This window comes from Staphylococcus sp. FSL W8-0304, from assembly GCF_038006565.1.
Classification (GTDB): domain Bacteria; phylum Bacillota; class Bacilli; order Staphylococcales; family Staphylococcaceae; genus Staphylococcus; species Staphylococcus epidermidis.
This window is the reverse complement of the sequence record NZ_JBBOVL010000001.1, coordinates 926,985-949,138: the sequence shown is the minus strand read 5'-3', so window position 1 is coordinate 949,138 and position 22,154 is coordinate 926,985. Positions and strand designations below refer to the sequence as shown.

22 protein-coding genes and 1 pseudogene are annotated in these 22,154 nt (G+C 29.4%); 10 read left to right on the top strand and 13 right to left on the bottom strand.

The features are described 5' to 3' along the window. Positions 1-103: 103 nt before the first annotated feature. The 5 genes from purB to NST35_RS04380 form a co-directional block, all read right to left on the bottom strand. Positions 104-1,399, bottom strand: a complete 1,296-nt coding sequence (gene purB / locus NST35_RS04400; protein WP_002458558.1) for an adenylosuccinate lyase — start codon at positions 1,397-1,399, stop codon at positions 104-106. A 380-nt stretch (positions 1,400-1,779) separates the two neighbouring features. Beyond that, on the bottom strand, positions 1,780-1,959 hold the full coding sequence (locus tag NST35_RS04395; protein WP_002447465.1) for an NETI motif-containing protein: 180 nt from the start codon (positions 1,957-1,959) through the stop codon (positions 1,780-1,782). Continuing rightward, positions 1,943-2,569 (bottom strand): DUF2179 domain-containing protein, encoded by a 627-nt coding sequence (locus NST35_RS04390; RefSeq protein WP_002458559.1) that lies wholly within the window; start codon positions 2,567-2,569, stop codon positions 1,943-1,945. Before NST35_RS04390 ends, NST35_RS04395 begins: the two co-directional genes overlap by 17 nt. Before the next feature lie 74 nt (positions 2,570-2,643). Beyond that, a complete protein-coding gene (gene nadE, locus NST35_RS04385; RefSeq protein ID WP_032604559.1) occupies positions 2,644-3,471 on the bottom strand; it encodes an ammonia-dependent NAD(+) synthetase in 828 nt (275 codons plus the stop codon). Next, positions 3,464-4,933, bottom strand: a complete 1,470-nt coding sequence (locus NST35_RS04380; RefSeq protein WP_002458560.1) for a nicotinate phosphoribosyltransferase — start codon at positions 4,931-4,933, stop codon at positions 3,464-3,466. The genes nadE and NST35_RS04380 overlap by 8 nt, the downstream gene beginning before the upstream one ends. A gap of 191 nt (positions 4,934-5,124) precedes the next feature. Between NST35_RS04380 and NST35_RS04375 the strand changes: the two genes are divergently transcribed. From NST35_RS04375 to NST35_RS04365, 3 genes are all read left to right on the top strand, one after another. Then, on the top strand, positions 5,125-6,192 hold the full coding sequence (locus tag NST35_RS04375; protein ID WP_002458561.1) for a nitric oxide synthase oxygenase: 1,068 nt from the start codon (positions 5,125-5,127) through the stop codon (positions 6,190-6,192). An 18-nt stretch (positions 6,193-6,210) separates the two neighbouring features. Continuing rightward, the gene (locus NST35_RS04370) at positions 6,211-7,014 is read left to right on the top strand and encodes a chorismate mutase (RefSeq protein ID WP_001830419.1); all 804 of its coding nucleotides are present in this window, start codon (positions 6,211-6,213) and stop codon (positions 7,012-7,014) included. 349 nt (positions 7,015-7,363) lie between these two features. Continuing rightward, positions 7,364-7,513 carry a hypothetical protein gene (locus tag NST35_RS04365; protein ID WP_192805694.1) on the top strand — a complete coding sequence of 50 codons (150 nt, stop codon included), beginning with the start codon at positions 7,364-7,366 and terminating at the stop codon, positions 7,511-7,513. A gap of 113 nt (positions 7,514-7,626) precedes the next feature. Here the strand turns inward: NST35_RS04365 and NST35_RS04360 are convergent, their stop codons facing one another. Then, positions 7,627-8,724, bottom strand: coding sequence for a glycosyl hydrolase family 28-related protein (locus NST35_RS04360; RefSeq protein ID WP_002458563.1), 1,098 nt, complete (start codon positions 8,722-8,724; stop codon positions 7,627-7,629). Between the two features lie 193 nt (positions 8,725-8,917). Between NST35_RS04360 and NST35_RS04355 the strand changes: the two genes are divergently transcribed. From NST35_RS04355 to NST35_RS04345, 3 genes are all read left to right on the top strand, one after another. Then, on the top strand, positions 8,918-9,472 hold the full coding sequence (locus NST35_RS04355) for an isochorismatase family cysteine hydrolase (protein ID WP_002447473.1): 555 nt from the start codon (positions 8,918-8,920) through the stop codon (positions 9,470-9,472). Between the two features lie 54 nt (positions 9,473-9,526). After that, a complete protein-coding gene (locus tag NST35_RS04350) occupies positions 9,527-10,456 on the top strand; it encodes a manganese-dependent inorganic pyrophosphatase (protein ID WP_002458565.1) in 930 nt (309 codons plus the stop codon). A 299-nt stretch (positions 10,457-10,755) separates the two neighbouring features. Beyond that, positions 10,756-12,135 carry an aldehyde dehydrogenase gene (locus NST35_RS04345; protein ID WP_340747264.1) on the top strand — a complete coding sequence of 460 codons (1,380 nt, stop codon included), beginning with the start codon at positions 10,756-10,758 and terminating at the stop codon, positions 12,133-12,135. 111 nt (positions 12,136-12,246) lie between these two features. On the opposite strand, the gene pglS is transcribed toward NST35_RS04345, so the two are convergent. Next, a complete protein-coding gene (pglS, locus tag NST35_RS04340) occupies positions 12,247-13,275 on the bottom strand; it encodes a 6-phosphogluconolactonase (RefSeq protein WP_002458567.1) in 1,029 nt (342 codons plus the stop codon). Between the two features lie 235 nt (positions 13,276-13,510). Here pglS and NST35_RS04335 point away from each other — a divergent pair, with 235 nt between their 5' ends. Further along, the gene (locus NST35_RS04335) at positions 13,511-13,648 is read left to right on the top strand and encodes a hypothetical protein (protein ID WP_002494118.1); all 138 of its coding nucleotides are present in this window, start codon (positions 13,511-13,513) and stop codon (positions 13,646-13,648) included. 51 nt (positions 13,649-13,699) lie between these two features. On the opposite strand, the gene blaI is transcribed toward NST35_RS04335, so the two are convergent. Together blaI and blaR1 are read right to left on the bottom strand one after the other, a co-directional pair. Beyond that, entirely contained in the window at positions 13,700-14,080 is a 381-nt protein-coding gene (blaI, locus tag NST35_RS04330; RefSeq protein ID WP_001284658.1) for a penicillinase repressor BlaI, read from the bottom strand. Continuing rightward, positions 14,070-15,827 carry a beta-lactam sensor/signal transducer BlaR1 gene (gene blaR1, locus NST35_RS04325; RefSeq protein ID WP_001096369.1) on the bottom strand — a complete coding sequence of 586 codons (1,758 nt, stop codon included), beginning with the start codon at positions 15,825-15,827 and terminating at the stop codon, positions 14,070-14,072. The genes blaI and blaR1 overlap by 11 nt, the downstream gene beginning before the upstream one ends. A gap of 106 nt (positions 15,828-15,933) precedes the next feature. On the opposite strand from blaR1, the gene blaZ reads away from it, so the two are divergent. Continuing rightward, complete coding sequence (gene blaZ / locus NST35_RS04320; protein ID WP_000733621.1) at positions 15,934-16,779, top strand: penicillin-hydrolyzing class A beta-lactamase BlaZ; 846 nt, start codon at positions 15,934-15,936, stop codon at positions 16,777-16,779. Positions 16,780-17,092: 313 nt separating this feature from the next. Next, positions 17,093-17,503 carry a YolD-like family protein gene (locus NST35_RS04315; protein WP_000612780.1) on the top strand — a complete coding sequence of 137 codons (411 nt, stop codon included), beginning with the start codon at positions 17,093-17,095 and terminating at the stop codon, positions 17,501-17,503. A gap of 28 nt (positions 17,504-17,531) precedes the next feature. Here NST35_RS04315 and NST35_RS04310 read toward each other — a convergent pair whose 3' ends face one another. The 3 genes from NST35_RS04310 to NST35_RS04300 are packed head-to-tail and all read right to left on the bottom strand — an operon-like array spanning position 17,532 to position 21,084. Next, positions 17,532-17,897, bottom strand: coding sequence for a DUF6262 family protein (locus NST35_RS04310; protein WP_000514485.1), 366 nt, complete (start codon positions 17,895-17,897; stop codon positions 17,532-17,534). A gap of 8 nt (positions 17,898-17,905) precedes the next feature. Then, entirely contained in the window at positions 17,906-19,969 is a 2,064-nt protein-coding gene (locus NST35_RS04305) for a tyrosine-type recombinase/integrase (RefSeq protein WP_000026854.1), read from the bottom strand. A gap of 2 nt (positions 19,970-19,971) precedes the next feature. Further along, positions 19,972-21,084, bottom strand: coding sequence for a tyrosine-type recombinase/integrase (locus NST35_RS04300; protein WP_000706211.1), 1,113 nt, complete (start codon positions 21,082-21,084; stop codon positions 19,972-19,974). A gap of 183 nt (positions 21,085-21,267) precedes the next feature. On the opposite strand from NST35_RS04300, the pseudogene NST35_RS04295 reads away from it, so the two are divergent. Further along, positions 21,268-21,570 (top strand): annotated as a pseudogene (locus NST35_RS04295) (YolD-like family protein); the annotation flags it as partial. A gap of 213 nt (positions 21,571-21,783) precedes the next feature. Here NST35_RS04295 and NST35_RS04290 read toward each other — a convergent pair. After that, positions 21,784-21,954, bottom strand: coding sequence for a hypothetical protein (locus tag NST35_RS04290; RefSeq protein WP_001830431.1), 171 nt, complete (start codon positions 21,952-21,954; stop codon positions 21,784-21,786). Positions 21,955-22,154 lie beyond the last annotated feature (200 nt).

Here is a 22,154-nt window from a genome sequence, read left to right as displayed (position 1 = left end):
TATTCTCTCATTATTTTAACTTACTAATTCGTTAAAGTGTAGTAGTTTCATGAAAAATGTATAGGAAATTAGAATCATTTGTCTTGTATTAAATTTGATTTAATTAAGATAAACCAGCACGTGCGAATATAGTGTCGACCTGATTAAGATGATGTTTAGGATCGAAGCAATCATCTAATTCTTCAGTTGATAGAACGTCAGTTATAGATGAATCTTGTTCAATTAGCTCTCTAAATGGTGTTTTTGTTTCCCAAGATTCCATTGCTTTAGGTTGAACTTTATCATAAGCTTCTTCACGTACCATGCCTTTATTAATTAATGCTAGTAGTACACGTTGTGAGAAGATTAAACCATACGTTTTATCAATATTATTTCTCATATTATCTTCATAAACTGTAAGTCGATCAACAATATTCGTAAATCGATTAAGTGCATAATCTAGAGCAATTGTCACATCAGGTAACATGATACGTTCTGCAGAAGAATGAGAGATATCTCTTTCATGCCATAAAGGAATATTCTCGTATGCAGTAGTAATATATCCTCGAATCACACGAGATATACCTGTAATATTTTCAGAACCAATTGGATTTCTTTTATGTGGCATAGCTGATGATCCTTTTTGTCCTTTTGCAAATGCCTCTTCGACTTCTCTAGTTTCAGTTTTTTGTAAATTACGAATTTCTACTGCAAATTTTTCCATTGATGTAGCAATCAGTGCTAATGTAGCAATGTAATAAGCATGACGATCTCTTTGTAATGTTTGTGTAGAAACAGCTGCAGTGTCTATTCCTAAATGTTCACATACGTAAGCCTCAATTTCAGGTGGAATATTGGCAAATGTTCCTACTGCTCCACTCATTTTCCCTACTTCTATTTCTTTACGCACTTCTTTAAAACGCTTAAGATTACGTTTCATTTCAGTATACCAAAGTGCCATTTTCACGCCAAAAGTTGTAGGCTCAGCATGAACACCATGTGTACGCCCCATCATCAATGTATACTGATATTTTTTAGCTTTGGCAGCTAATACATCTATAAATCTTTCTAAATCTTTTTCAAGGATTTCATTTGCCTGTTTAATTACATAACTTAAGGCAGTGTCAACTACATCAGTGGAAGTTAATCCATAATGTACCCACTTACGTTCATCACCTAAAGTTTCAGAAACTTGGCGTGTAAATGCAACTACATCGTGTCGTGTTTCTTGCTCAATTTCTTTAGCGCGTTCAACATTTACCTTGGCATTTTCACGAATTTTTTTTACATCTTCTTTAGGAATATAACCTAACTCACTCCATGCTTCACACGCTAGAATCTCTACTTCTAACCATGCTTCATAGCGATTTTGGTCTGTCCAAATACTAGACATTTCATCTCTTGAATAACGTTCTATCATTCTTTGTAAACTCCTATCGTATGTATTATAGCTCCTACAAAAACTGTACATTATCACATTTTTTATAAGAAAAGTTCGTTTCTAAGCTTTCATCTATAGTTTAACAGAACTTGATTAAAATGTATAAGTGTTTATCTAGTTATTACTATTTTATTTGAATCAATCTAGAAACACAATCTAGTAAAAACTATAATTAGATGTAAGATAATGCTTTATTTAATTCTTAGTGTAAAATTTTAGAGCAACACTTTTCAGTTAAATCACCAAGTGTCTAAAAGCAATTGATATAAGACTAGCATTTAATATCAGTAATCAATGCATAAAAATACCTAGGACAATAGTGGATGTCCTAGGCTTTATTATTCTATAGTTAATCATATTTATTGGATTAACGCACCTACAAATATAATATCCTGTTTTAAAATCTCTATACTGCCATCTTTGTTCTCTTTATAAACTGGTTTCTCAATACGACGTATTGGCATAAATCCTTCTTTTTTCATTCTGTCGAGACAATCTGCAATTGTTTCTTGATCTTCAACTCTAAACTTTTTGCTCATTTGAGCTACCACCTACTATTTCTTCGTGATCTACTACAACTTCCAATTGCTCTGGTTCATAAGCTTTCAGTTTACGTTTACGTACACCCTTAACCCAGAATCCTCCGTGAATATTTCTTGGTTCATACGCTATAATAAATGCCTTAGGATCTAAGTTCTTTACAGTATTCATTAACTTTAATTCATATTTTCTTGGTGTTAATATTTGCATTACCATTCGACTTCCGTCTCTACCAAATGCTTCGTAGTGGGTAACACCATATCCTAAATTTCTTAATTCATTTGGTAAATCTAACTCATATTCCGATGAAGTAACATTGACAACTGTATAACCCAACGCAAGTTTTTCCTCGATTTTCATTCCTACTATAATACCGACGGAGAACCCTAATGCATAAGCAAAAATATTTTGAATTTGGTCTAAGCTAGACATTACTAACCCTAAACCAACGACATAAACTAAGACCTCCATAAAACTAACTACTGCTGCAACATAACGATAACCTTTCAAAGTCAATATCGTTCTCATTGTTAAAAATGTGACATAACATACATTAATTATAAAAATTGCTAAGACCATTAACCATGGATTTTGAGCAATTGCTGACATATTATTCCTCTTTTCTTACTTTTAAATCCAGATTATTTTATCAGTCGCCAATCATTTTGTCACTTATAAATTTTTCATTTATTATTTTTAGGCCATGAGTATCGTGTATAAGCAAGTTCACGCTTATGTGCATTTCTAACATAATATTTTTCGATTGTTTCCCGAGCAGTTGCAGGAATTTCTTTACCTTCTAAATAATCATCAATATCATGATAAGATACGCCTAGTGCCTCCTCGTCTGGTAACTGAGGTTTATCATCTTCTAAATCAGCTGTTGGCACTTTTTCATAAAGGTGTTTAGGTGCTCCTAGATAAGCTAGTAATTGTTTACCTTGTCTTTTATTTAACCCAAAGATAGGTGCAATGTCCGCAGCACCATCTCCATATTTAGTGTAAAATCCTGTAATATTTTCGGCAGAGTGATCAGTTCCTAAAACTATACCTTGAGTATTAGAAGCAATTGAAAATTGAACTTTCATTCGTTCACGTGCTTTTTCATTACCTTTTTGAAAATCAGTAAGTTTGATGCCTGCTTCACTAAGTGATTGAACACTCTGATCAACTGCTGGTTTAATATTAACTGTATACGTTGTGTCAGGATTAATAAACTCAAGTGCATCTTCTACTTCATTAGCGTCTTGTTGCACACCATAAGGTAATTTCACTGCTATAAATTTACAGTTACGTCCCTCTTCCTTCAATTCATTTACTGCTAATTGTGCTAACTTACCTGTTAGAGTGGAGTCTTGACCGCCTGATATTCCAAGAACAAGAGTTTGTATAAATGAATGTGATTTTACATACGCTTTAATAAATTGCTTAATTTCTTGGATTTCCTTCACACTGTCAATTTGTTTTTTTACTTTCATTTCATTAACTACAACATCTTGCAATTTACTCATTTTCATCCTCCATCTCTTTAACGTGTTCAGCAACTTCAAAAATACGCTTATGCTTATTTTCCCAACATTTAGTGCTTAAATCTACTGGATAATCTTGCGGGTTAAGATATCGTTTATTTTCTTCCCATAAAATATTTAGATTATTTTTAAGATAGTCCTGAGCTTCAAATTCATCTGGAAGATTGTATACAAGTTTGCCATTTTCAAAAATAGATTGATGTAGATTAACAGCTTTAAATGATTTAATAAACTTCATTTTATAAGTGTGAACAGGATGGAACATTTTCAATGGAAATTCGTCATTAGGATTTTCACCTTCAAGCGTGATATAGTCGCCCTCAGCCTTGCCTGTTTTGTTATTAATGATACGATAAACATTTTTTTTGCCTGGTGTAGTGACTTTCTCAGCATTATTTGATAATTTAATGCGATCACTCATTGTGCCATCATCTGTTTCAATAGAAACTAATTTATAAACTGCACCTAAAGCTGGTTGATCATATCCTGTAATGAGTTTTGTACCTACTCCCCATGCGTCAACTTTAGCGCCTTGTGCTTTTAAACTTGTAATAGTCTGCTCATCTAAATCATTTGATGCGATAATTTTAGCTTCTGTAAAACCTGCCTCATCTAACATTCTACGGGCTTCTTTAGATAGATACGCAATATCACCAGAATCTAATCTGATACCTATAAAATTAATAGTATCTCCCAACTCTTTCGCAACCTTAATTGCGGTTGGTACTCCTGATTTTAAAGTATGGAAAGTATCAACTAAGAACACACAATTTTTATGTCGCTCAGCATACTTTTTGAATGCTATGTACTCATCACCATATGTTTGTACTAGTGCGTGTGCATGTGTGCCAGATACAGGTATATTAAAAAGTTTTCCTGCTCTAACATTACTTGTCGAATCAAACCCTCCAATAAAGGCTGCTCTAGCACCCCACAGTGCAGCATCGATCTCTTGAGCTCTTCTTGTACCAAATTCCATCAAACTGTCATGAGTTGCTATTTGACGAATTCGACTGGCTTTAGTTGCAATTAATGTTTGGAAATTAATGATATTTAACAAAATAGTTTCAATAAGTTGTGCTTGGATTAAAGGGGCTTCAACTCTTAATAATGGCTCGTTGCCAAAACAAATTTCACCTTCTTGCATAGATTTAATATTCCCAGTAAATTTCAAATCTTTTAGGTAGTTTAGAAAATCTTCTTTATAACCTATCGATTTTAAATATGTGATATCTTCATTTGTAAACCCAAAGTTTTCGATGAAATTCACAACGCGTTTCAATCCGTTAAATACCGCATATCCACTATTAAATGGCATTTTTCTAAAATACAAATCAAACACTGCTATTCTTTCATGGATACCATCATTCCAGTAGCTTTCAGCCATATTAATTTGATATAAATCATTGTGTAACATTAAGCTATCGTCGTTATATTGGTACACATTAACCTCTCCAATCGACCTAAATATTTACAATTAGTTTATCATATTTCATATATAGTAGGTACTTGCATGTTTGATTTACATTTAATTCTTAATAAATTCTAATATAGTGTCGACAAATTTATGACAATTCCTTATATTATTCAAGAAACAGTACATGCTCACGTATAATGACGATTGAGGTGTTTTAAATGCTAATAGATAAAGCAAAATCATTTATTCAGACCATGTATAGCGAATTAAAATATAATGCTAATGAAATTGAAAATAGAATGAAAGAGATTGAGCAAGAAATTAACTTGACTGGTAGTTACACACATACTTATGAAGAATTATCTTACGGTGCAAAAATGGCATGGAGAAACTCAAATCGTTGTATTGGTAGATTTTTTTGGGATTCTTTAAATGTTAAAGATGCCCGAGATGTATGTGACGAAAAAGAATTTATAAAATTTATACATACACATATTAAAGAAGCTACAAACGGTGGAAAAATCAAACCATATATTACAATTTTTAGTCCTGAAGATACACCTAAAATTTATAATAATCAATTGATTCGTTATGCTGGTTATGAAAATGCTGGCGATCCATCTGAAAAAAAGGTTACTCGTTTGGCTGAACATCTAGGTTGGAAAGGTAAAGGTTCAAATTTTGATATTTTACCTCTGATTTATCAATTGCCTAACGACACTATAAAAATACACGAACTTCCAAAAGATATTGTAAAAGAAGTTTCTATACATCATGAACACTATCCCAAGCTTTCAAAATTAGGTTTAAAATGGTATGCAGTACCTATTATTTCAAATATGGATTTAAAAATCGGTGGTATTACTTACCCTACAGCACCTTTTAATGGATGGTATATGGTAACCGAAATTGCTGTACGTAATTTCACAGACACCTATCGTTATAATCTTTTAGAAAAAGTTGCAGAAGCTTTTGAATTTGATACACTTAAAAATAATTCATTTAATAAAGATCGAGCACTCGTAGAGTTAAATCATGCTGTGTATCATTCATTTAAAGCTGATGGTGTTTCTATTGTTGACCACTTAACTGCAGCGAAGCAATTTGAAATGTTTGAACGAAATGAACATCAACAAAACAGAGATGTTACTGGTAAGTGGTCTTGGCTGGCACCTCCACTTTCACCAACTTTAACTTCTAACTATCATCATGGATATGATAATACAATGCATCATACGAATTTCTTCTATAAAAAAGAAGAACCTATGAAGTGCCCTTTCCATTAATTTAAACGAGGTGGCATAATGCATTTATATTATCTAGGACCTAAAGGAACTTTTTCATATCTAGCCGCTAAGCAATTTGAATCACATGAACAGTATGACTTCATTCCATTATCTAACTTGCATGAAGTCATTCAATCCGTATCTAAAGATAAACAGGCTGTAGGAATTGTCCCTATTGAAAACTCTATTGAAGGTACTATCAACATCGTGGCAGATTCATTAGCACATCATGATGTATACGCACATGGTGAAATTCAACTAGATATAGATTTTTCACTTTACGGTCATCATTCAAATTCACTTGATGATATTCATAAAGTATATTCAATTGCTCCAGCAATCAGTCAAACAATAAACTATATTCATCGTCAACAGTTTGACTATGATTATGTAGATAGCACTATTCAAAGCCTTAACATGATAAAAGATGGTATTGGAGCAATAGCTCCTCTTGGGAGTGGGGAAACTTATGGTTACCATACTTTAGATCAACATATACAAGATTATCCTCATAATGTAACTAGATTTTTAGTAGTAAAAAATCATACTCATTTTATTGAACATCCAAACACTACTATCTTTCTTATCACGCCTAAGTATGATAAGCCAGGACTTTTAGCCAGTGTTTTAAATACTTTTACTTTATTCAACATAAATTTATCGTGGATTGAATCTAGACCACTTAAAACTCAATTAGGAATGTATCATTTTTATGTTCAAGCCGATACTGCTATAAATAATGATGTGAATAAAATTATTTCAATTTTAGAGACTTTGGATTTTCAAGTTAAAATCATAGGCGCTTTTAACAAGAAAAACTAACTTTACATGATTGATAAAAATTCTTGAAAGCACTATATTTTTTACAATTCCATAAAGTTAAAAGGCTAGGACATAATTCCTAGCAAAATAACCCGTAAATGAGTTTTTTATAAATTCATTTACGGGCTTCTTTATTTACAATACTTCGTATTGTTGGCTGGCTTTCTTAGGGGATAGCTTCATCCTGTATTCTTTAGCTTGTCCTATTCTCTCAAGAGTTTCGCCAAAATACTTTGTATTTATATGTAATTTAACAATGAAATACTTTCAAAAATAAGGCCCTTTCGTATAATTTAACAAATACCACTAAACGAAATTAACGAGGTGCCTTATGTATAAAGATTATAATATGACTCAACTTACTTTACCAAAGGAAACTTCAGTTCTTATCGCCACAAATGATATTGTAGAAACAATTCCTAAGACTGAATTCGATGAATTCAGTCATCATCGTGGTGCAACATCTTTTCTTGTCACATTTTCTATACTAATCGTGTGAATATGTGCTGGTCACCAAGTTTCTATCAAAATTTCGTTAATCATTTTACCAATTAACGATTGTACTCTTATATTTTTACTAAATCATTCAATGATTAATATATTTCTGAATCTTTAATTACTGATATTTTTCACATCAATACTCTTGATTTTAATTTTAGTTTTTTCCTGATTTAAAGTAAGTCCATTAATATTTTCTAAATGTATTGATTGTGAAGCATCTTCAAATTGATTTGCCGCTATAAAAACGTGTTGATGTCGGACGTGATGATAACTTCTAATATGAATCGCATCTCTTTTCATCTTCCCAATAAAAGTATTACCTATCACATTGAAATTTTCGCCAGCTTGACTTTCCATCACTTGTCCTGTAATAGGATCGGCAGCATTTTTACCATCTTTCACTCCAAGAAATCTTATTCCACCATTACAATTTATAAATTTATTTTTTGTAATAAATGTGTCTTTTGACTTTAGAGGAGTTAAAGCATACTCATTTAAATTATCAAAGATGTTTTGATTGATATGAATGTTTTCATAATAGCAGTTATATCTACTGGCATGAGAGCCAATAGCTCTATTCCACGCTTTCATTTTAGGATGATCTGAACGACCAAAATAGCATTTTTCAATGACAACATTTTTCGTAATCGTTCCATCTGTAGTTCCAAATTTAGGAAAAGCGCCAGGTACTTGTATATCCAATTGTACTGCTTCAGAGAAAGAACGATCTCCATCAATATCAAGAAATCCTTTAAAATCACATTCTGATATGTGTAAACCATTGATTCCACATGCGTCGAGTGCATGCCCTCCAACAATATTTTTGAATGTTACACCTAAAATTTGAATGTCTTCTGCATGTCCCATGCACATGGCTGTATTATTATATGGGTATTCGCCTCCATTCATATCAAAAGTTCCTCCTTTAATATAAATGTGACTATTTCCATTATAGCCATGATATAGTTTTAAGCGTCTACCATTTTTTAATAGTGCATCTTTCCCTTTTCTTAAAAGTATTGCACCTTCATCCAATAACAATGTTGTAGAATCATAAATAACTAAAGCTTTTCTGATATAATAAGTTCCTTTAGGTATATAAACAGTGTGTCTGCCTTTTTTTGCGTAATTTAATGCTTTTTGAATCGCTCTTGTATCTTTATATTTACTTTTTCCTTTTAATCCGAAATCTTTTGCATTGATAAACATGTTATAACTCCTCATATATTTTAAATAATGATTGTGTGCTTAAAGTAAAGTCTATATACTATAATTACATTTCGTTTTAATTATGGTATATATTTTTTTTATGCTAATTTAATTTAAACGATTACAAAAGTCTTAGCTTTATATAAATATACCAATCTAACGCTTTTCAAACACATATTGGGAGGAAGTTCTAATGAGTAACAAAGCATTAATCATTGTAGATTACTCTTTTGATTTTATTGACGATAATGGTAAATTAACATGTGGCAAACCCGGACAAGAAATTGAAACTTTTATTACTCAACGTATAAAAAATTATCATGATAATCAACAGGAAATATTTTTCCTAATGGACTTGCATTATGAAAATGATCAATTTCATCCTGAAAGTAAATTATTCCCCAATCATAATATTCATCAAACACCAGGTCGTGAGTTATATGGAGAGGTAGGAAGATTATACAACTCTATTAAAGACCAAATGAATGTACATTATTTAGATAAAACGAGATACGATTCATTCTACGGCACGCCATTAGATAGTTTATTACGTGAAAGACAAATCAATGATATTGAAATTGTAGGTGTTTGCACGGATATTTGTATTTTGCACACCGCTGTTTCGGCATACAATTTAGGTTATAACATCACTATCCCAATTAGAGGCGTAGCATCATTTAACCAAGATGGTCATCAATGGGCACTCTCTCATTTTAAAAATTCCCTTGGTGCAAAAGTAGAAGATTAAACAACAATCATGATAAAATATGATTAACAATATATGTATAAGGAGATATTGAAAATGACAAAAACTTTTATTTTCGGTCACAAAAATCCAGATACTGATGCTATTTCTTCAGCTTTAATTATGGCTGATTTTGAGCAACAAACTGGTAATACTGAAGCAAAAGCTTATCGCTTAGGTGAAATAAGTGCGGAAACTCAATTTGCACTAGATCATTTTAACGTAGAAGCTCCAGAATTATTAAACGAAGATTTAAAAGGACAAGATGTTATTTTAGTCGACCATAACGAGTTTCAACAAAGTGCAGATACCATTTCAAACGCAACAATTAAACATGTGATAGATCATCATAGAATTTCTAACTTTGAAACAGCTGGCCCTTTATACTATAGAGCAGAACCTGTTGGTTGTAGTGCAACAATTTTATATAAAATGTATAAAGAGCGTGGTTTTGAAATTAAACCAGAAATCGCTGGACTTATGATTTCAGCTATCATTTCTGATAGTTTATTATTTAAATCACCTACGTGCACAAAAGAAGATGTAGATGCTGCTCAAGCACTTAAAGATATTGCAAATGTTGATTTAGAAGCATATGGTTTAGAGATGTTAAAAGCAGGTGCTTCAACAACAGATAAATCTGCTGAAACACTTGTCAATATGGATGCTAAATCATTCAATATGGGAGATTATGTAACACGTATTGCTCAAGTCAATACTGTAGATATTGATGAAGTTTTAGATCGTAAAGATGAATTTGAAAAAGTTATGTTAGAAATGAGTGCCAATGAAAAATACGATTTATTCGTTCTTGTAGTTACTGATATTATTAACAGCGATTCTAAAATCCTTGTAGTTGGTGCTGAAAAAGATAAAGTTGGAGAAGCATTTAAAGTACAACTAGATGATGGTATGGCTTTCTTATCTGGTGTTGTATCACGAAAAAAACAAGTTGTTCCTCAAATCACTGAAGTTTTAACTCAATAATTTTAAAAGCATTAAAACTATGTTGTTGCCAATGATATATTTTTTCATCCTAGAGTAATTTCTCAGTAGTTGATTGATTTAATAACACATTGATATCAGGTGTTATTAAATTGTTAGTTCTAAATTTCAGGAGTGGACTAAGAATTCGATATGAATTCTATTCCACTCCCTTTTTGTAACTTTTTAAACAAAATTTTTATATTTAAGAAGAAATAATCACTAATCTTTTTATGTTCTCATTTAATATATTCAGGACTATCTCAACCTCTTTACCAAAAAAATAATTTGGAGGTAATTTTATGACAATAATTAGAGATAAATTTAACAATAGTAAAGCTTTTTTTAATACGCATAAAACAAAAAACCTTAAATTTCGAAAAAAACAACTTAAATTACTAAGTAAAAATATCAAAAATCATGAAAATGAATTATTAGATGCCTTATATAAAGATTTAGGTAAAAGTAAGGTTGAAGCATACGCAACTGAAATTGGTATGCTTTTGAAAAGCATAAAACTAATGCGCAAAGAGTTAAAAAATTGGTCGAAAACCAAACAAACGGATACACCACTCTACTTATTCCCTACAAAGAGTTATATTAAAAAAGAACCTTACGGTACAGTGCTTATTATAGGACCATTTAATTATCCGGTTCAATTAGTTTTCGAACCTCTCATAGGAGCAATAGCTGCCGGAAATACTGCTATAGTTAAACCTTCAGAGTTAACACCTCATGTTGCTATTGTGATTAGGGACATCATTGAAGATACATTTGATGAAACATACGTCTCTGTTGTTGAAGGTGGCATTGAAGAAACTCAAACGTTATTAAGTTTACCATTTGATTATATATTCTTTACTGGAAGTGAAAAAGTCGGAAAAATTGTCTATGAAGCTGCAGCAAGAAAATTAATTCCAGTTACTCTTGAACTTGGCGGTAAATCACCTGTTATTGTCGATGATACAGCCAATATCAAAGTAGCGAGTGAGCGTATTAGTTTTGGTAAATTTACAAATGCTGGTCAAACGTGTGTCGCTCCAGATTATATATTAGTTCAGCGGAAAGTTAAAAATGATTTAATAAAAGCGCTTAAAAAAACAATTACTGAATTTTACGGAGAAAATATTGAAAAAAGCCCTGATTTCGGACGGATTGTTAATCAAAAGCACTTTAATCGGTTGAATGACTTGATTCAAATTCATAAAGATAATGTTGTTTTTGGAGGTAATAGTTCTAAGGAAGATTTATATATTGAACCAACTCTTTTGGATAACATAACCAATGACAATAAAATTATGAAAGAAGAAATATTCGGTCCCATTTTGCCTATCATTACTTATGATAATTTCGACGAAGTACTTGAAATCATCCAAAGTAAATCAAAACCATTAAGTTTGTATCTTTTTAGCGAAGATGAAAACATGACACATAGAGTGCTTGAAGAATTATCATTTGGGGGCGGTGCAATTAACGATACCTTAATGCATTTAGCTAATCCTAACTTACCTTTCGGTGGCGTAGGTTCTTCAGGCATAGGTCAATATCATGGTAAGTATTCCTTTGATACATTTAGTCATATGAAATCATATACATTTAAATCTACACGTCTAGAATCGAGTTTATTTTTCCCTCCATACAAAGGTAAATTTAAATATATTAAAACCTTCTTCAAGAACTAGTGTTAGTTATCTCCATATGAATTGCCCTTGAGTGATATACAGAGTTTTGTTTTTTTAATCTCATAATCACTCAAGGGCTTTTATATCGCTTTTATATTATTCAAAGACATCTTATAGTAGTACACAGACACCTTCATTAGCTATAGCTTTTTTATCTTTTAAAGAAAGTTTACCAGTTATGTTATCACGCTCAAAAATTGAAACTTTTGATTCCCCTTCTTGATGTGCGCAAATTAAATAATTATCTGATTCAGTTATATTAAAGTCTCTTGGAAAGGCATCGTAACTTGGTTGTATTTCAATACTTCTCAGTGACCTGCCATCTTTTAAAACTTCAAAAATAGCAATACTATCATGCCCTCTATTACTTATATATAAGTGCTTCCCATCATGCGATAGTCTTACTGCTGCTAGTTTCGATTCCCCGTCAAAGTCTCTTGGAATAGTTGAATGTCTTTCTAGCTCAATGAACTTACCATCTTGGTATTCTGTAACACTCACCTCATTTGATAGCTCATGAACGATATACGCGTGTCGCCCATCTTTACTAAAAGCGATGTGGCGAGGTCCGTCTGAATTATTGAATTGAGAAACTGCATATTGGTTTAAACCATCCTCACCAAATTTGTATGTTACAACTCTATCTGTACCTAAATCAGTAGCTACAACATACTTATGATCAGGTGTTTCATTTAAAAAATGAACATGTGATGAATCTTGTCTTTCATGTGAGCCAGTTGGAAATTCATGCGCAAGTTCTTCTATTAACTTCTCTATTGCTCCCGTAATTTCATTTAATTTATAAATCCTTGCAAGTCCTGCACCATAAACCGCTTCAAATAAATATTTACCATTACTAGACACTTGAATGTAACAGCCAGTTCCCTGATTTGATGCTAGACATTTATTAATTAATTCCAGTTGTCCATCTTCTTTAATGTTAAAACTAGCTACACCACATTCTTCACCTTCTTTAGTAATCGCATATAAAAACGATTCCTTACGAGTAAGATAAGTTGACGCTTCAATTTCATAACCAGTTTCTAACGCTTCAATGACTCCTGTTTCCTCATTTAATTTGAAGCGATATATACCTTTACCATTCTTTTTAGTATAAGAACCTATATAACCTAATGTCATACCAAAACCTCCATAAAATCATTAATCATTGATTCAATTTTACCTTTAAGTATGTTTAATTTACAACGAAAAGTCATTTTACATATCACCTTACTACTTATGATAACGAAATCAAATTAGAAATTACTTCTATCACACTAAAACATCACGAACAATTATATTGCTAAAAACTTTATATTGAAAAACAGAACAAATGTTCGTATAATAATACTATAAAGATTGAGGTGATTGAATAATGAAAGATATATTTAATGAAATGGATTACCGTAATATACCACGAGACATGTTAGATAAAAATATTCCTACCGGTCGTGGTATGGTTAAATGGGCAGCATTTATTATATGTACTAATCTCATAAAAAATCTAATTTAATAGGGTTCAAACATATTTTATATATGTATTATGTTTGAACCCTATATCTATTTATTTTTTACTAATATCATTTAAAATGTCTCGCAATTCTTCAATTTCTTTGTTATTTAATTCTTCATTTTTCGCAAAATTAAGCACTAAACTTTTCATATCCCCTCCATACAATTTATTAAGAAAGGTTTTAGCAGTTTTCATTTTAATATCATCTTCTTTAATAATTGATGAGTAAAAATAAATATTATTATATTTATATCGTTTTATAATCTCTTTTTTATATAGTCTTGTAATTAATGTTCTAATCGTCTTATCGCTAACTTCTTTATTTTTTTGAATCTCAACTACAATTTCATTAGCTGATACTGATTTTTTATTCCATATTATATTCATAACATCCCATTCAGCCATAGATATTTCAACTTGCTTATTGGCCATTTAAAACACCCATTTCTTTTAATATTTTTTCATTTATTAATTTAGCATTTTCACCAGAGGCTTTTTCATCTGATAAATGTGTAGAAAAATAATACTTATCATGATTTGTAATTACGTAACCTACAAACCACCCATTATTATATTTCCCGTTTACTATACCTGTACCTGTTTTCCCATACAATTCATAATTTTCATTTTTTCTAATCAATAACGAAGAAGATAATTGTTTCTTTTCATTTTTACTAAAATGGTTATTTTGTTCCATCATATTTTTTAAAACTATTACTTGTTCAAGATTAGATATTTTCAAACTATCTTCCAACCAATAGGCTTTATAACTTCCCAAATTTTTATTACCATAATTTAATTGCTTGAGTTGATCAGAAGTATAGTTCTTTGATAATTGATTACTAATACGTTCGAAGTACCAATTAACTGAGTTTTGTATTGCCGTATTTAAATCTTGATCCTTATTCCAAGAATCGAAAGGATAATGATTATGATTCCATGACATACGTGAATTTTTATCACTTATAATATGACGGTCAAGTCCAAACAGTGCTAAATAAATTTTGTAAGTTGAATCAGGAGAATATCTTTTTCTACTTTCTTTTTCATTATAAATATAGTATTTGTCTTTCTTCATGCTGTACATAACGAAAGATCCACTATTTGAACCAAAATTTTTACTTTCATCTAAAATTTGGTAATCGCTTTGTAAGGGCTTTTTATAATTATAATCAGTTAAGGATTGCCCCATTAAAAACTGGCTTTGAATTATCATGATAAAAAAAGTAAAAATACAAATAAAAATTAGAATTAATTTTGACTGCTTCTTCAGATTGGCTTCTTTTATATTAATTAATCTTCTTTTGAGTAATGATTTTTTACCATTAAATGAATGGCTTAATATATTTTTGTTGAAAAATGAGGTTTTTAATACGGAATCCATAATAGCTTCCGCATAAGACTTAAATTCATATTTGTTAATATTATTAAGGACAAATCTATCGGCTTCTACTTCATTGTCATGAATCATCTTTCTTTTTACAATTTGTATTAGTGGATTATAACTCATAGCAATAGAAAAAATATGAAAGATAATTAAATGCAAAGTATCTCTGTTTTTAGCATGAGCATACTCGTGCAATATTATATATTTTAGTTTTTTGTCATTTATACTTTTAAAATATAAACTGGGAATCAAAATAATATATTTTCCATACCAAAAAGTTATTGGAGAATGAATAGATTCTGCTTTTCGAATCACAATATTTCTTTTATATTGATGATTGAAAAGTATCTTGTTTATTTTATCTTTTTCTTTTTCATTTAGATAAAGTGACTGTTTCTTTAAATACTTAAGATATAATAAAGAATTTAAAAATTTAAAACTTAAAATAATAACTAAAACTATCCAAATAACTGTGCAGATATTATCTATTGAATCCCAATTAAACTTATGGATGTCTGTTGTAAACTCATGAACAGGTTTAGTGGTATTTATGTTAGGATTCAAATTGTGTGAATTACTTTCAACTGTGGGCTCTTGATTATTCAAATTATTAAATTTAAAAAAAGAGAATTTAATAGGGATGAAAGGAATTAATCCTGCAAGAAGAGTTAGATACCAAACTTTATAATTTAACATATAATTAAAATAGCGTTTTAATATGTACCTAAAAAATAATAACAATAGAAATATAAAACAAAAGCTTACTATGCTCATTATTAATAACTTAGCCATTTCAACACCTTCTTTCAAATATTTATAATAAACTATTGACGCGAATATTACAATTGTAATATTATTGATTTATAGAAATTACAACTGTAATATTGGAGGGTATATTTTGAAAAAGTTAATACTTTTAATTGCAATTGCTTTAGTTTTAAGTGCATGTAATTCAACCAGTTCACATGCTAAAGAGTTAAATAATTTAGAAAAGAAATATAATGCTAATATTGGTGTCTATGCATTAGATACTAAAAGTGGTAAGGAAGTAAAATTTAATGCCGATAAGAGATTTGCCTATGCTTCAACTTCAAAAGCGATAAATAGTGCTATTTTGTTAGAACAAGTACCTTATAATAAGTTAAATAAAAAAGTACATATTAACAAAGATGATATAGTTGCTTATTCTCCTATTTTAGAAAAATATGTAGGAAAAGATATCACTTTAAAAGAACTTATTGAAGCTTCAATGAAGTATAGTGATAATACAGCAAACAATAAAATTATAAACGAAATCGGTGGAATCAAAAAAATTAAAAAACGTTTAAAAAAATTGGGAGATAAAGTAACAAATCCAGTTAGATATGAAATAGAATTAAATTACTATTCACCAAAGAGCAAAAAAGATACTTCAACGCCTGCTGCTTTCGGCAAGACTTTAAATAAACTTATCGCAAATGGAAAATTAAGCAAAAAAAATAAAAATTTCTTACTTGATTTAATGTTAAATAATAAAAACGGAGACACTTTAATTAAAGATGGTGTTCCAAAAGACTATAAGGTTGCTGATAAAAGTGGTCAAGCAATAACATATGCTTCTAGAAATGATGTAGCTTTTATTTATCCTAAGAACCAATCTGAACCTATTATTTTAGTCATTTTTACGAATAAAGACAATAAAAGTGATAAACCTAATGATAAATTGATAAGTGAAACCGCCAAGAATGTAATAAACAAATTTTAATAGTCTAAATGTACTACAAAAACTGATATAATTCTATCTTTCATAAAACTTCATAATATCGAAGAACATATATATTATTTATAATTATATATGTTCTATTTTTTTATGTTCACATTTTTTAAAAGAGAAAATACTATTAACATACCAAACATCATAATTCCAGTTACTATAATTATAAATGCTCGATAATCTTACTCAACTTTTCCATATAGAAAATAACTTATTTTAAATTAATTAATTAATCACATTAAAAAATTATATAATCCTTGCCAAAAAAGAACATACGTTCTACAATGATGATGAGGTGGTAAACATGATTCCAAATCCTAATGCGCCAGATGAATATAAATATGAAACTGATTATAGAAAAATACCAAGAAAATATTTAAACCCTAAAATCCCTCAAGGGCGTGGAAAAATCAAATGGCAAGCTTTTGCGACTCTCCCGCAACAGTTTGAAATTTTAGAACAAATTATAAAGGATCAAAATAAAATAGAAAAACCATTGCTAACACATGATTCATTAGATAATTTAGATCAGATTTTTCAAATAAAAATTCAAAATGATGAGTTATGTACAATCTCATATTGGGAAGACGGCAGCATTTCAAACTATACAGGAAAAATTTTGAAAATTGATACAATCAATGGTTATTTTACATTTTACGATTCTACAAATACTAAACATACTTTTTTCAATACTAATGTGTATAATATCTCTTAAACTTGAATTATTTCTCTTTACCTGTGTATTAAATATCTTCATATATTTTATTATATAATGTGTTTATTTCATCTTTGAGCCTCTTTTTCTCATTTTCTAAAGATTTTACTCTCCTTTTTAATGAAGAAATTAATGCGTCTTTACCGTCACTGTTATTTTTATGTACAAATATGTCTTTACTTTGTTCACGTAACTCTTCGATTCTCTTTCGAATTTTACTATTATTATATAAAGTAGCTTTAGATACATTTGAATGCTTAGCAACAATATTAAAGTTAATTTCTTCATTTTTTCGAACCAATTCATTTATTGCTTTAGAAACTTTTTGCTCGGTTTTAACTTTTCGTTCTGCATGTAATTGTTTTAATTGTTCTTGTCTATTAAATTTTCCCATCTTAACCTCTATACTTTTATTCTATTACTTCTCCCGAATATAATGTTTCCATCTTTTATATTACCTAATATTTCTTCATATTTATTTAATATATTAGTATGTTTTTCAACTATATCTTGTCTATTATTATTTTTAGCTAATTCTATGGATTTGACCGTTGATTTGATATGTAATTCATATTTTTCAACATCTAAATCAGAAAATCCAATAGCTAGATCCTTACATGGTTTCCCAGAATTACAAGTTAAGCATGGCGGAGCTTCCATATATGGACAATCACCGCTCAATCTAGCATGACAAGTACCATAAGGATTGTCCATTGCGTTTAATTTATGTTCTTGCCATAAAGAATTCAATGCTTTTTCTGATAATTCACTACTATGCTGTATATTTTTAATTTTACCGTCAACATCAAAACTAAAAGCCCCTTGATCAATAACTGATTCAAAAGCCTTTCTTTTTGTATCATCAAGTAACTTAGCATATCTGAGTGTCATTTCTGGTGAGGAATGTGCTAATAATTCTTGTATGGTTAATATATCTGCTCCACCATTTAACAATTTCACTGCATAAGTATGTCTAAACTGATGAGTTTTGAAATGGAAGACTTCACCTTGTTCATCAAGAATATTTTTTGTTTTTGCTAAATGATTTAAGTGTGCTCTGACCATATGCTGTGTAAAGGGCATTCCTTTTCTTTTTCCTTTATGAATAGCAAAAATATAATTATTAGGGTTGTTATCTTTTGTACTTTTAATTTTAGAATTGGCTATTAAAACTGCTACTATATCAGCTAATTCATTATCGATTGGTATCCTATGTCCTTTAACAAAAGTTTTAGCAATATCAGTAATTATTGAAAACTTTCCATTAACTTTTGCAAGACAATTATTTTTTAATGTTAATACATCAGAAATTCTTAGTCCTGTTTTAAAAGCTATCCAAACTACAGGTATTAAATCTTTGTGCAAATCATTTATATGCTCAAAAAGCTGTTCCAATACAAAATCTGGGATATAATCAATTTGGCTACTATTTTTCTTTTCGCGCTTAGGAAAGTCTTGAGGATAAATTAAAAAACGTATATCTTCAGAGGGGGCTATATCATAATTTTGACTAGCAATATCATTTAAGAACCTTCTAATTGCTTTTAATTCTTCTCTAACGAAGTTCCTAGAACTTTGCACATTTTTACTATTAGCATATTCAAATAAAAATTCTATATATGCTTCGATATGACATCTATCTAGTTCATTTAAACTATTCCTTGTTTCTTTATTTTTAGATATATTTTGAAAAAACCTAGTCAAAACTCTTATATAAAATCTTGCTGTAGCAAATGCTATATCACCAGTTATCAAACGATTTTTTAAATATTTTTTTGCTAATTCTCGCATTTTAATTGACTCAATTTTTTCAAAGTTCAAATAATTACCAGTTAGTGTTTTATTATAACTCAATCCATATTTTTCTAAATTTCTAATATCCCATTTATCTTTTTCCCATTCTTCTCGCTTATCAATAAATTTATTTAGATTAATATACATATTCTTTAAAAAAGAAGCTAGTCCACTTTTATGTTCATAATCACCAAAAACTATTGTTGATGATTTTCTTTTTATAGGTATATTATTTTTAGTCAACCAACTAAACCAGTACTTTTCTAACATATTAATATCACAATCTAGTAAAGAATTTAAATTTGGATAAACTTCATTAAAGAACTCAGCAATCTTGTTAAGTTTCACTGCTCCAGTATTAAATACATTAGATAAAGACCAATCCTCTTTAACTATAAGTTTCAAAAAAAGGTATTTAAATTCTAAATTCAAATTTTCACTTTTAATCCTAAAGAAAATATTTTTTCTTTTGTCTTTATAGTTCTTGATACTATCTTGAAATTGCTCGAACTTGTTAAAAGCTGAAATGTGCCATTCATCATTTTTTAAAAAGTAATCATCATATATTTCAGTTATTAGCACTTCTCCTTTTATGTTTATAGTTCTACTTTGTAATGTACATAATTCATTAATCATAGTACTGTTTGTAGGCAAATTAATTGGTATTGACATAGTTATTCCCCTTTATTAAAAACTTGAAATTGATGCTTAACTTTATTCCAATCTTCACGTATATCTTCTTCAGTGGGATGAACATATAAATTAATAGTCGTTTGTATATTACTATGACCGAGTCTTTCTTGAACTTGTTTAATATCCTTAGTTTCATTATAAAAAACAGTTGCATGTGTATGGCGAAATAAATGGGGGTGAACATTTATAGATGTTTTATGTTTTAGCCTTTTAAATAATGAATATATATCACTATAATGCATAGCTTCTCCTACATTTCTACCCTTTATTTTTACAAAAAGATAATCAGAACATATGGAAAGTTCGTCAATTATTTCGTACACATAATCGTCATATAAATCAATTAACGATTGAGAAATAAATATTTTTCTTTCACCAGTTTTTAAATAAGTACCATTGCTATTAAATCTATTTTTCAAAACTATTTGGTGACCTTTTCTAAAATCAAATTTGATATCATCAATGCGTAATGATAATACCTCACCTATACGTAATCCTGTTTCATATAATAATTGTATTAAGAATTTATCTCTAATATTATTAGCTGCTCCTAATAATTTCTTAACCTCAACATTGGTTAACACTTCTAGTTTTTTCTTTGGTTCTTTTACTTTCAAAATATTTTTCAACATTCCATAGTCCTTGTTTACGTGATGCATGAAACTTTTATATTTTTTAGAGTATTTACTTTCCGTATGTATAAAATCATAGAAATTAACATCTAATTTTTTGCTCCTATAGAGATAATCATAAAAATTAGATACTACAGTAATAGTCAGATTAATTGTCTTAGGACTAATGCTTTTTCCTTTTCGGTGATAAGAGAGGACATTCTCATATTCAAAAGGTGTTTTCATCCATCTTATAAAATCAACAAAGTTATCAAAACTAACTTCTTTATAGCATATCTTTTTACTTTCTAAGTAAACAAAAAATTTTTTTAGTGCATAGGCATAGGTTTTCTTGGTATTTAAACTTTTATTAACACTATCCAGATACTTCAAATATCTTACTGCATCTACTATAGGTTCATTATTACCATCTAAAATCATAAAATTGATACCATTCTTAGATTTTACTTCTACTATTTTCATAATAATCTCATTTCTAATTTTAATAGTATAAGTATACACTATTCGAACTCTTTTTACATCATACATATTAAACTTATTACACGTAATAAAAAAAGACTATTTAATATTTTTACTTTGTTCATTTTTTCTTAAAATATGATTCATTTTAAACAAAATAGTCTATATCCTTCAATATATATATAACCATTCGCAACTTTACCAGAACAGTTTGAAACAATTTATCAATATATGATAGATCAAAATAAAGTGAGCAGACCAGTGCTTTCAGACGACCAACTTTCACAACTAAATATACATTTACATGAAGCACTACAACAATCACGCCCAGTCAATATCAAATATTACGAAGAAGGATATATTAACTTTATAGAGCTCATTGTACATCGGATTGATTCAATAAATTATGAGATTGAAGGCACTGCTCCTCATTCAAGAGAACGTCATAAAGTTTCATTTTTAGATATTATAGATATTTCTTTTATATAAAGAGTACAAGAGAATTTATTATGAATTTCCCACTTTACACTTATATAACCACCAACATACTTAGTGTTATCTAAAGCCTTTCTGAATGAAACCATTTAATTATTAATTTAAGAATTCAATAATTAATTTTGACTGATAATTGGTAAAATCAACTAATAAAAATAAGCCTACACATCTCAATGATGTACAGGCTTATTCCTAAATTATTATAAATTAATTGTTGTTTTCGATATCGGAAACGATTTCTTTCGTTTTTCTTTCGATATCTTCAAAGTCTTTTTTAAAAATATAAGCAAAGGCAACTACTCCGATGCCTACTACTACTGTAGTAATAGCTAATAAACTAAAGACAAATTTGAATAACCCTTTAATAAAGTTCCACATTAGTTTTCACCTCTATAATTAATATGCATAGCTACATTTCATAATGATAGCATACTTAACTTTATCATTAAATAATTACCCTTTTTACGGGTAATTATTCTAAATATGAATATAAATTATGATAATATATCAACTAAAGATGCTTAAAATGAAACAATTAAATGATTTCTTTAATCATGGTACACACAGATTAACTTAGC

Bases quoted from the DNA above. Each gene is read 5' to 3' on its own strand.
- purB (WP_002458558.1), bottom strand. From the start codon at position 1,399: ATGATAGAACGTTATTCAAGAGATGAAATGTCTAGTATTTGGACAGAC.
- NST35_RS04395 (WP_002447465.1), bottom strand. From the start codon at position 1,959: ATGAGCAAAAAGTTTAGAGTTGAAGATCAAGAAACAATTGCAGATTGT.
- NST35_RS04390 (WP_002458559.1), bottom strand. From the start codon at position 2,569: ATGTCAGCAATTGCTCAAAATCCATGGTTAATGGTCTTAGCAATTTTT.
- nadE (WP_032604559.1), bottom strand. From the start codon at position 3,471: ATGAGTAAATTGCAAGATGTTGTAGTTAATGAAATGAAAGTAAAAAAA.
- NST35_RS04375 (WP_002458561.1), top strand. From the start codon at position 5,125: ATGCTAATAGATAAAGCAAAATCATTTATTCAGACCATGTATAGCGAA.
- NST35_RS04370 (WP_001830419.1), top strand. From the start codon at position 6,211: ATGCATTTATATTATCTAGGACCTAAAGGAACTTTTTCATATCTAGCC.
- NST35_RS04365 (WP_192805694.1), top strand. From the start codon at position 7,364: ATGACTCAACTTACTTTACCAAAGGAAACTTCAGTTCTTATCGCCACA.
- NST35_RS04360 (WP_002458563.1), bottom strand. From the start codon at position 8,724: ATGTTTATCAATGCAAAAGATTTCGGATTAAAAGGAAAAAGTAAATAT.
- NST35_RS04355 (WP_002447473.1), top strand. From the start codon at position 8,918: ATGAGTAACAAAGCATTAATCATTGTAGATTACTCTTTTGATTTTATT.
- NST35_RS04350 (WP_002458565.1), top strand. From the start codon at position 9,527: ATGACAAAAACTTTTATTTTCGGTCACAAAAATCCAGATACTGATGCT.
- NST35_RS04345 (WP_340747264.1), top strand. From the start codon at position 10,756: ATGACAATAATTAGAGATAAATTTAACAATAGTAAAGCTTTTTTTAAT.
- pglS (WP_002458567.1), bottom strand. From the start codon at position 13,275: ATGACATTAGGTTATATAGGTTCTTATACTAAAAAGAATGGTAAAGGT.
- NST35_RS04335 (WP_002494118.1), top strand. From the start codon at position 13,511: ATGAAAGATATATTTAATGAAATGGATTACCGTAATATACCACGAGAC.
- blaI (WP_001284658.1), bottom strand. From the start codon at position 14,080: ATGGCCAATAAGCAAGTTGAAATATCTATGGCTGAATGGGATGTTATG.
- blaR1 (WP_001096369.1), bottom strand. From the start codon at position 15,827: ATGGCTAAGTTATTAATAATGAGCATAGTAAGCTTTTGTTTTATATTT.
- NST35_RS04315 (WP_000612780.1), top strand. From the start codon at position 17,093: ATGATTCCAAATCCTAATGCGCCAGATGAATATAAATATGAAACTGAT.
- NST35_RS04310 (WP_000514485.1), bottom strand. From the start codon at position 17,897: ATGGGAAAATTTAATAGACAAGAACAATTAAAACAATTACATGCAGAA.
- NST35_RS04305 (WP_000026854.1), bottom strand. From the start codon at position 19,969: ATGTCAATACCAATTAATTTGCCTACAAACAGTACTATGATTAATGAA.
- NST35_RS04300 (WP_000706211.1), bottom strand. From the start codon at position 21,084: ATGAAAATAGTAGAAGTAAAATCTAAGAATGGTATCAATTTTATGATT.
- NST35_RS04290 (WP_001830431.1), bottom strand. From the start codon at position 21,954: ATGTGGAACTTTATTAAAGGGTTATTCAAATTTGTCTTTAGTTTATTA.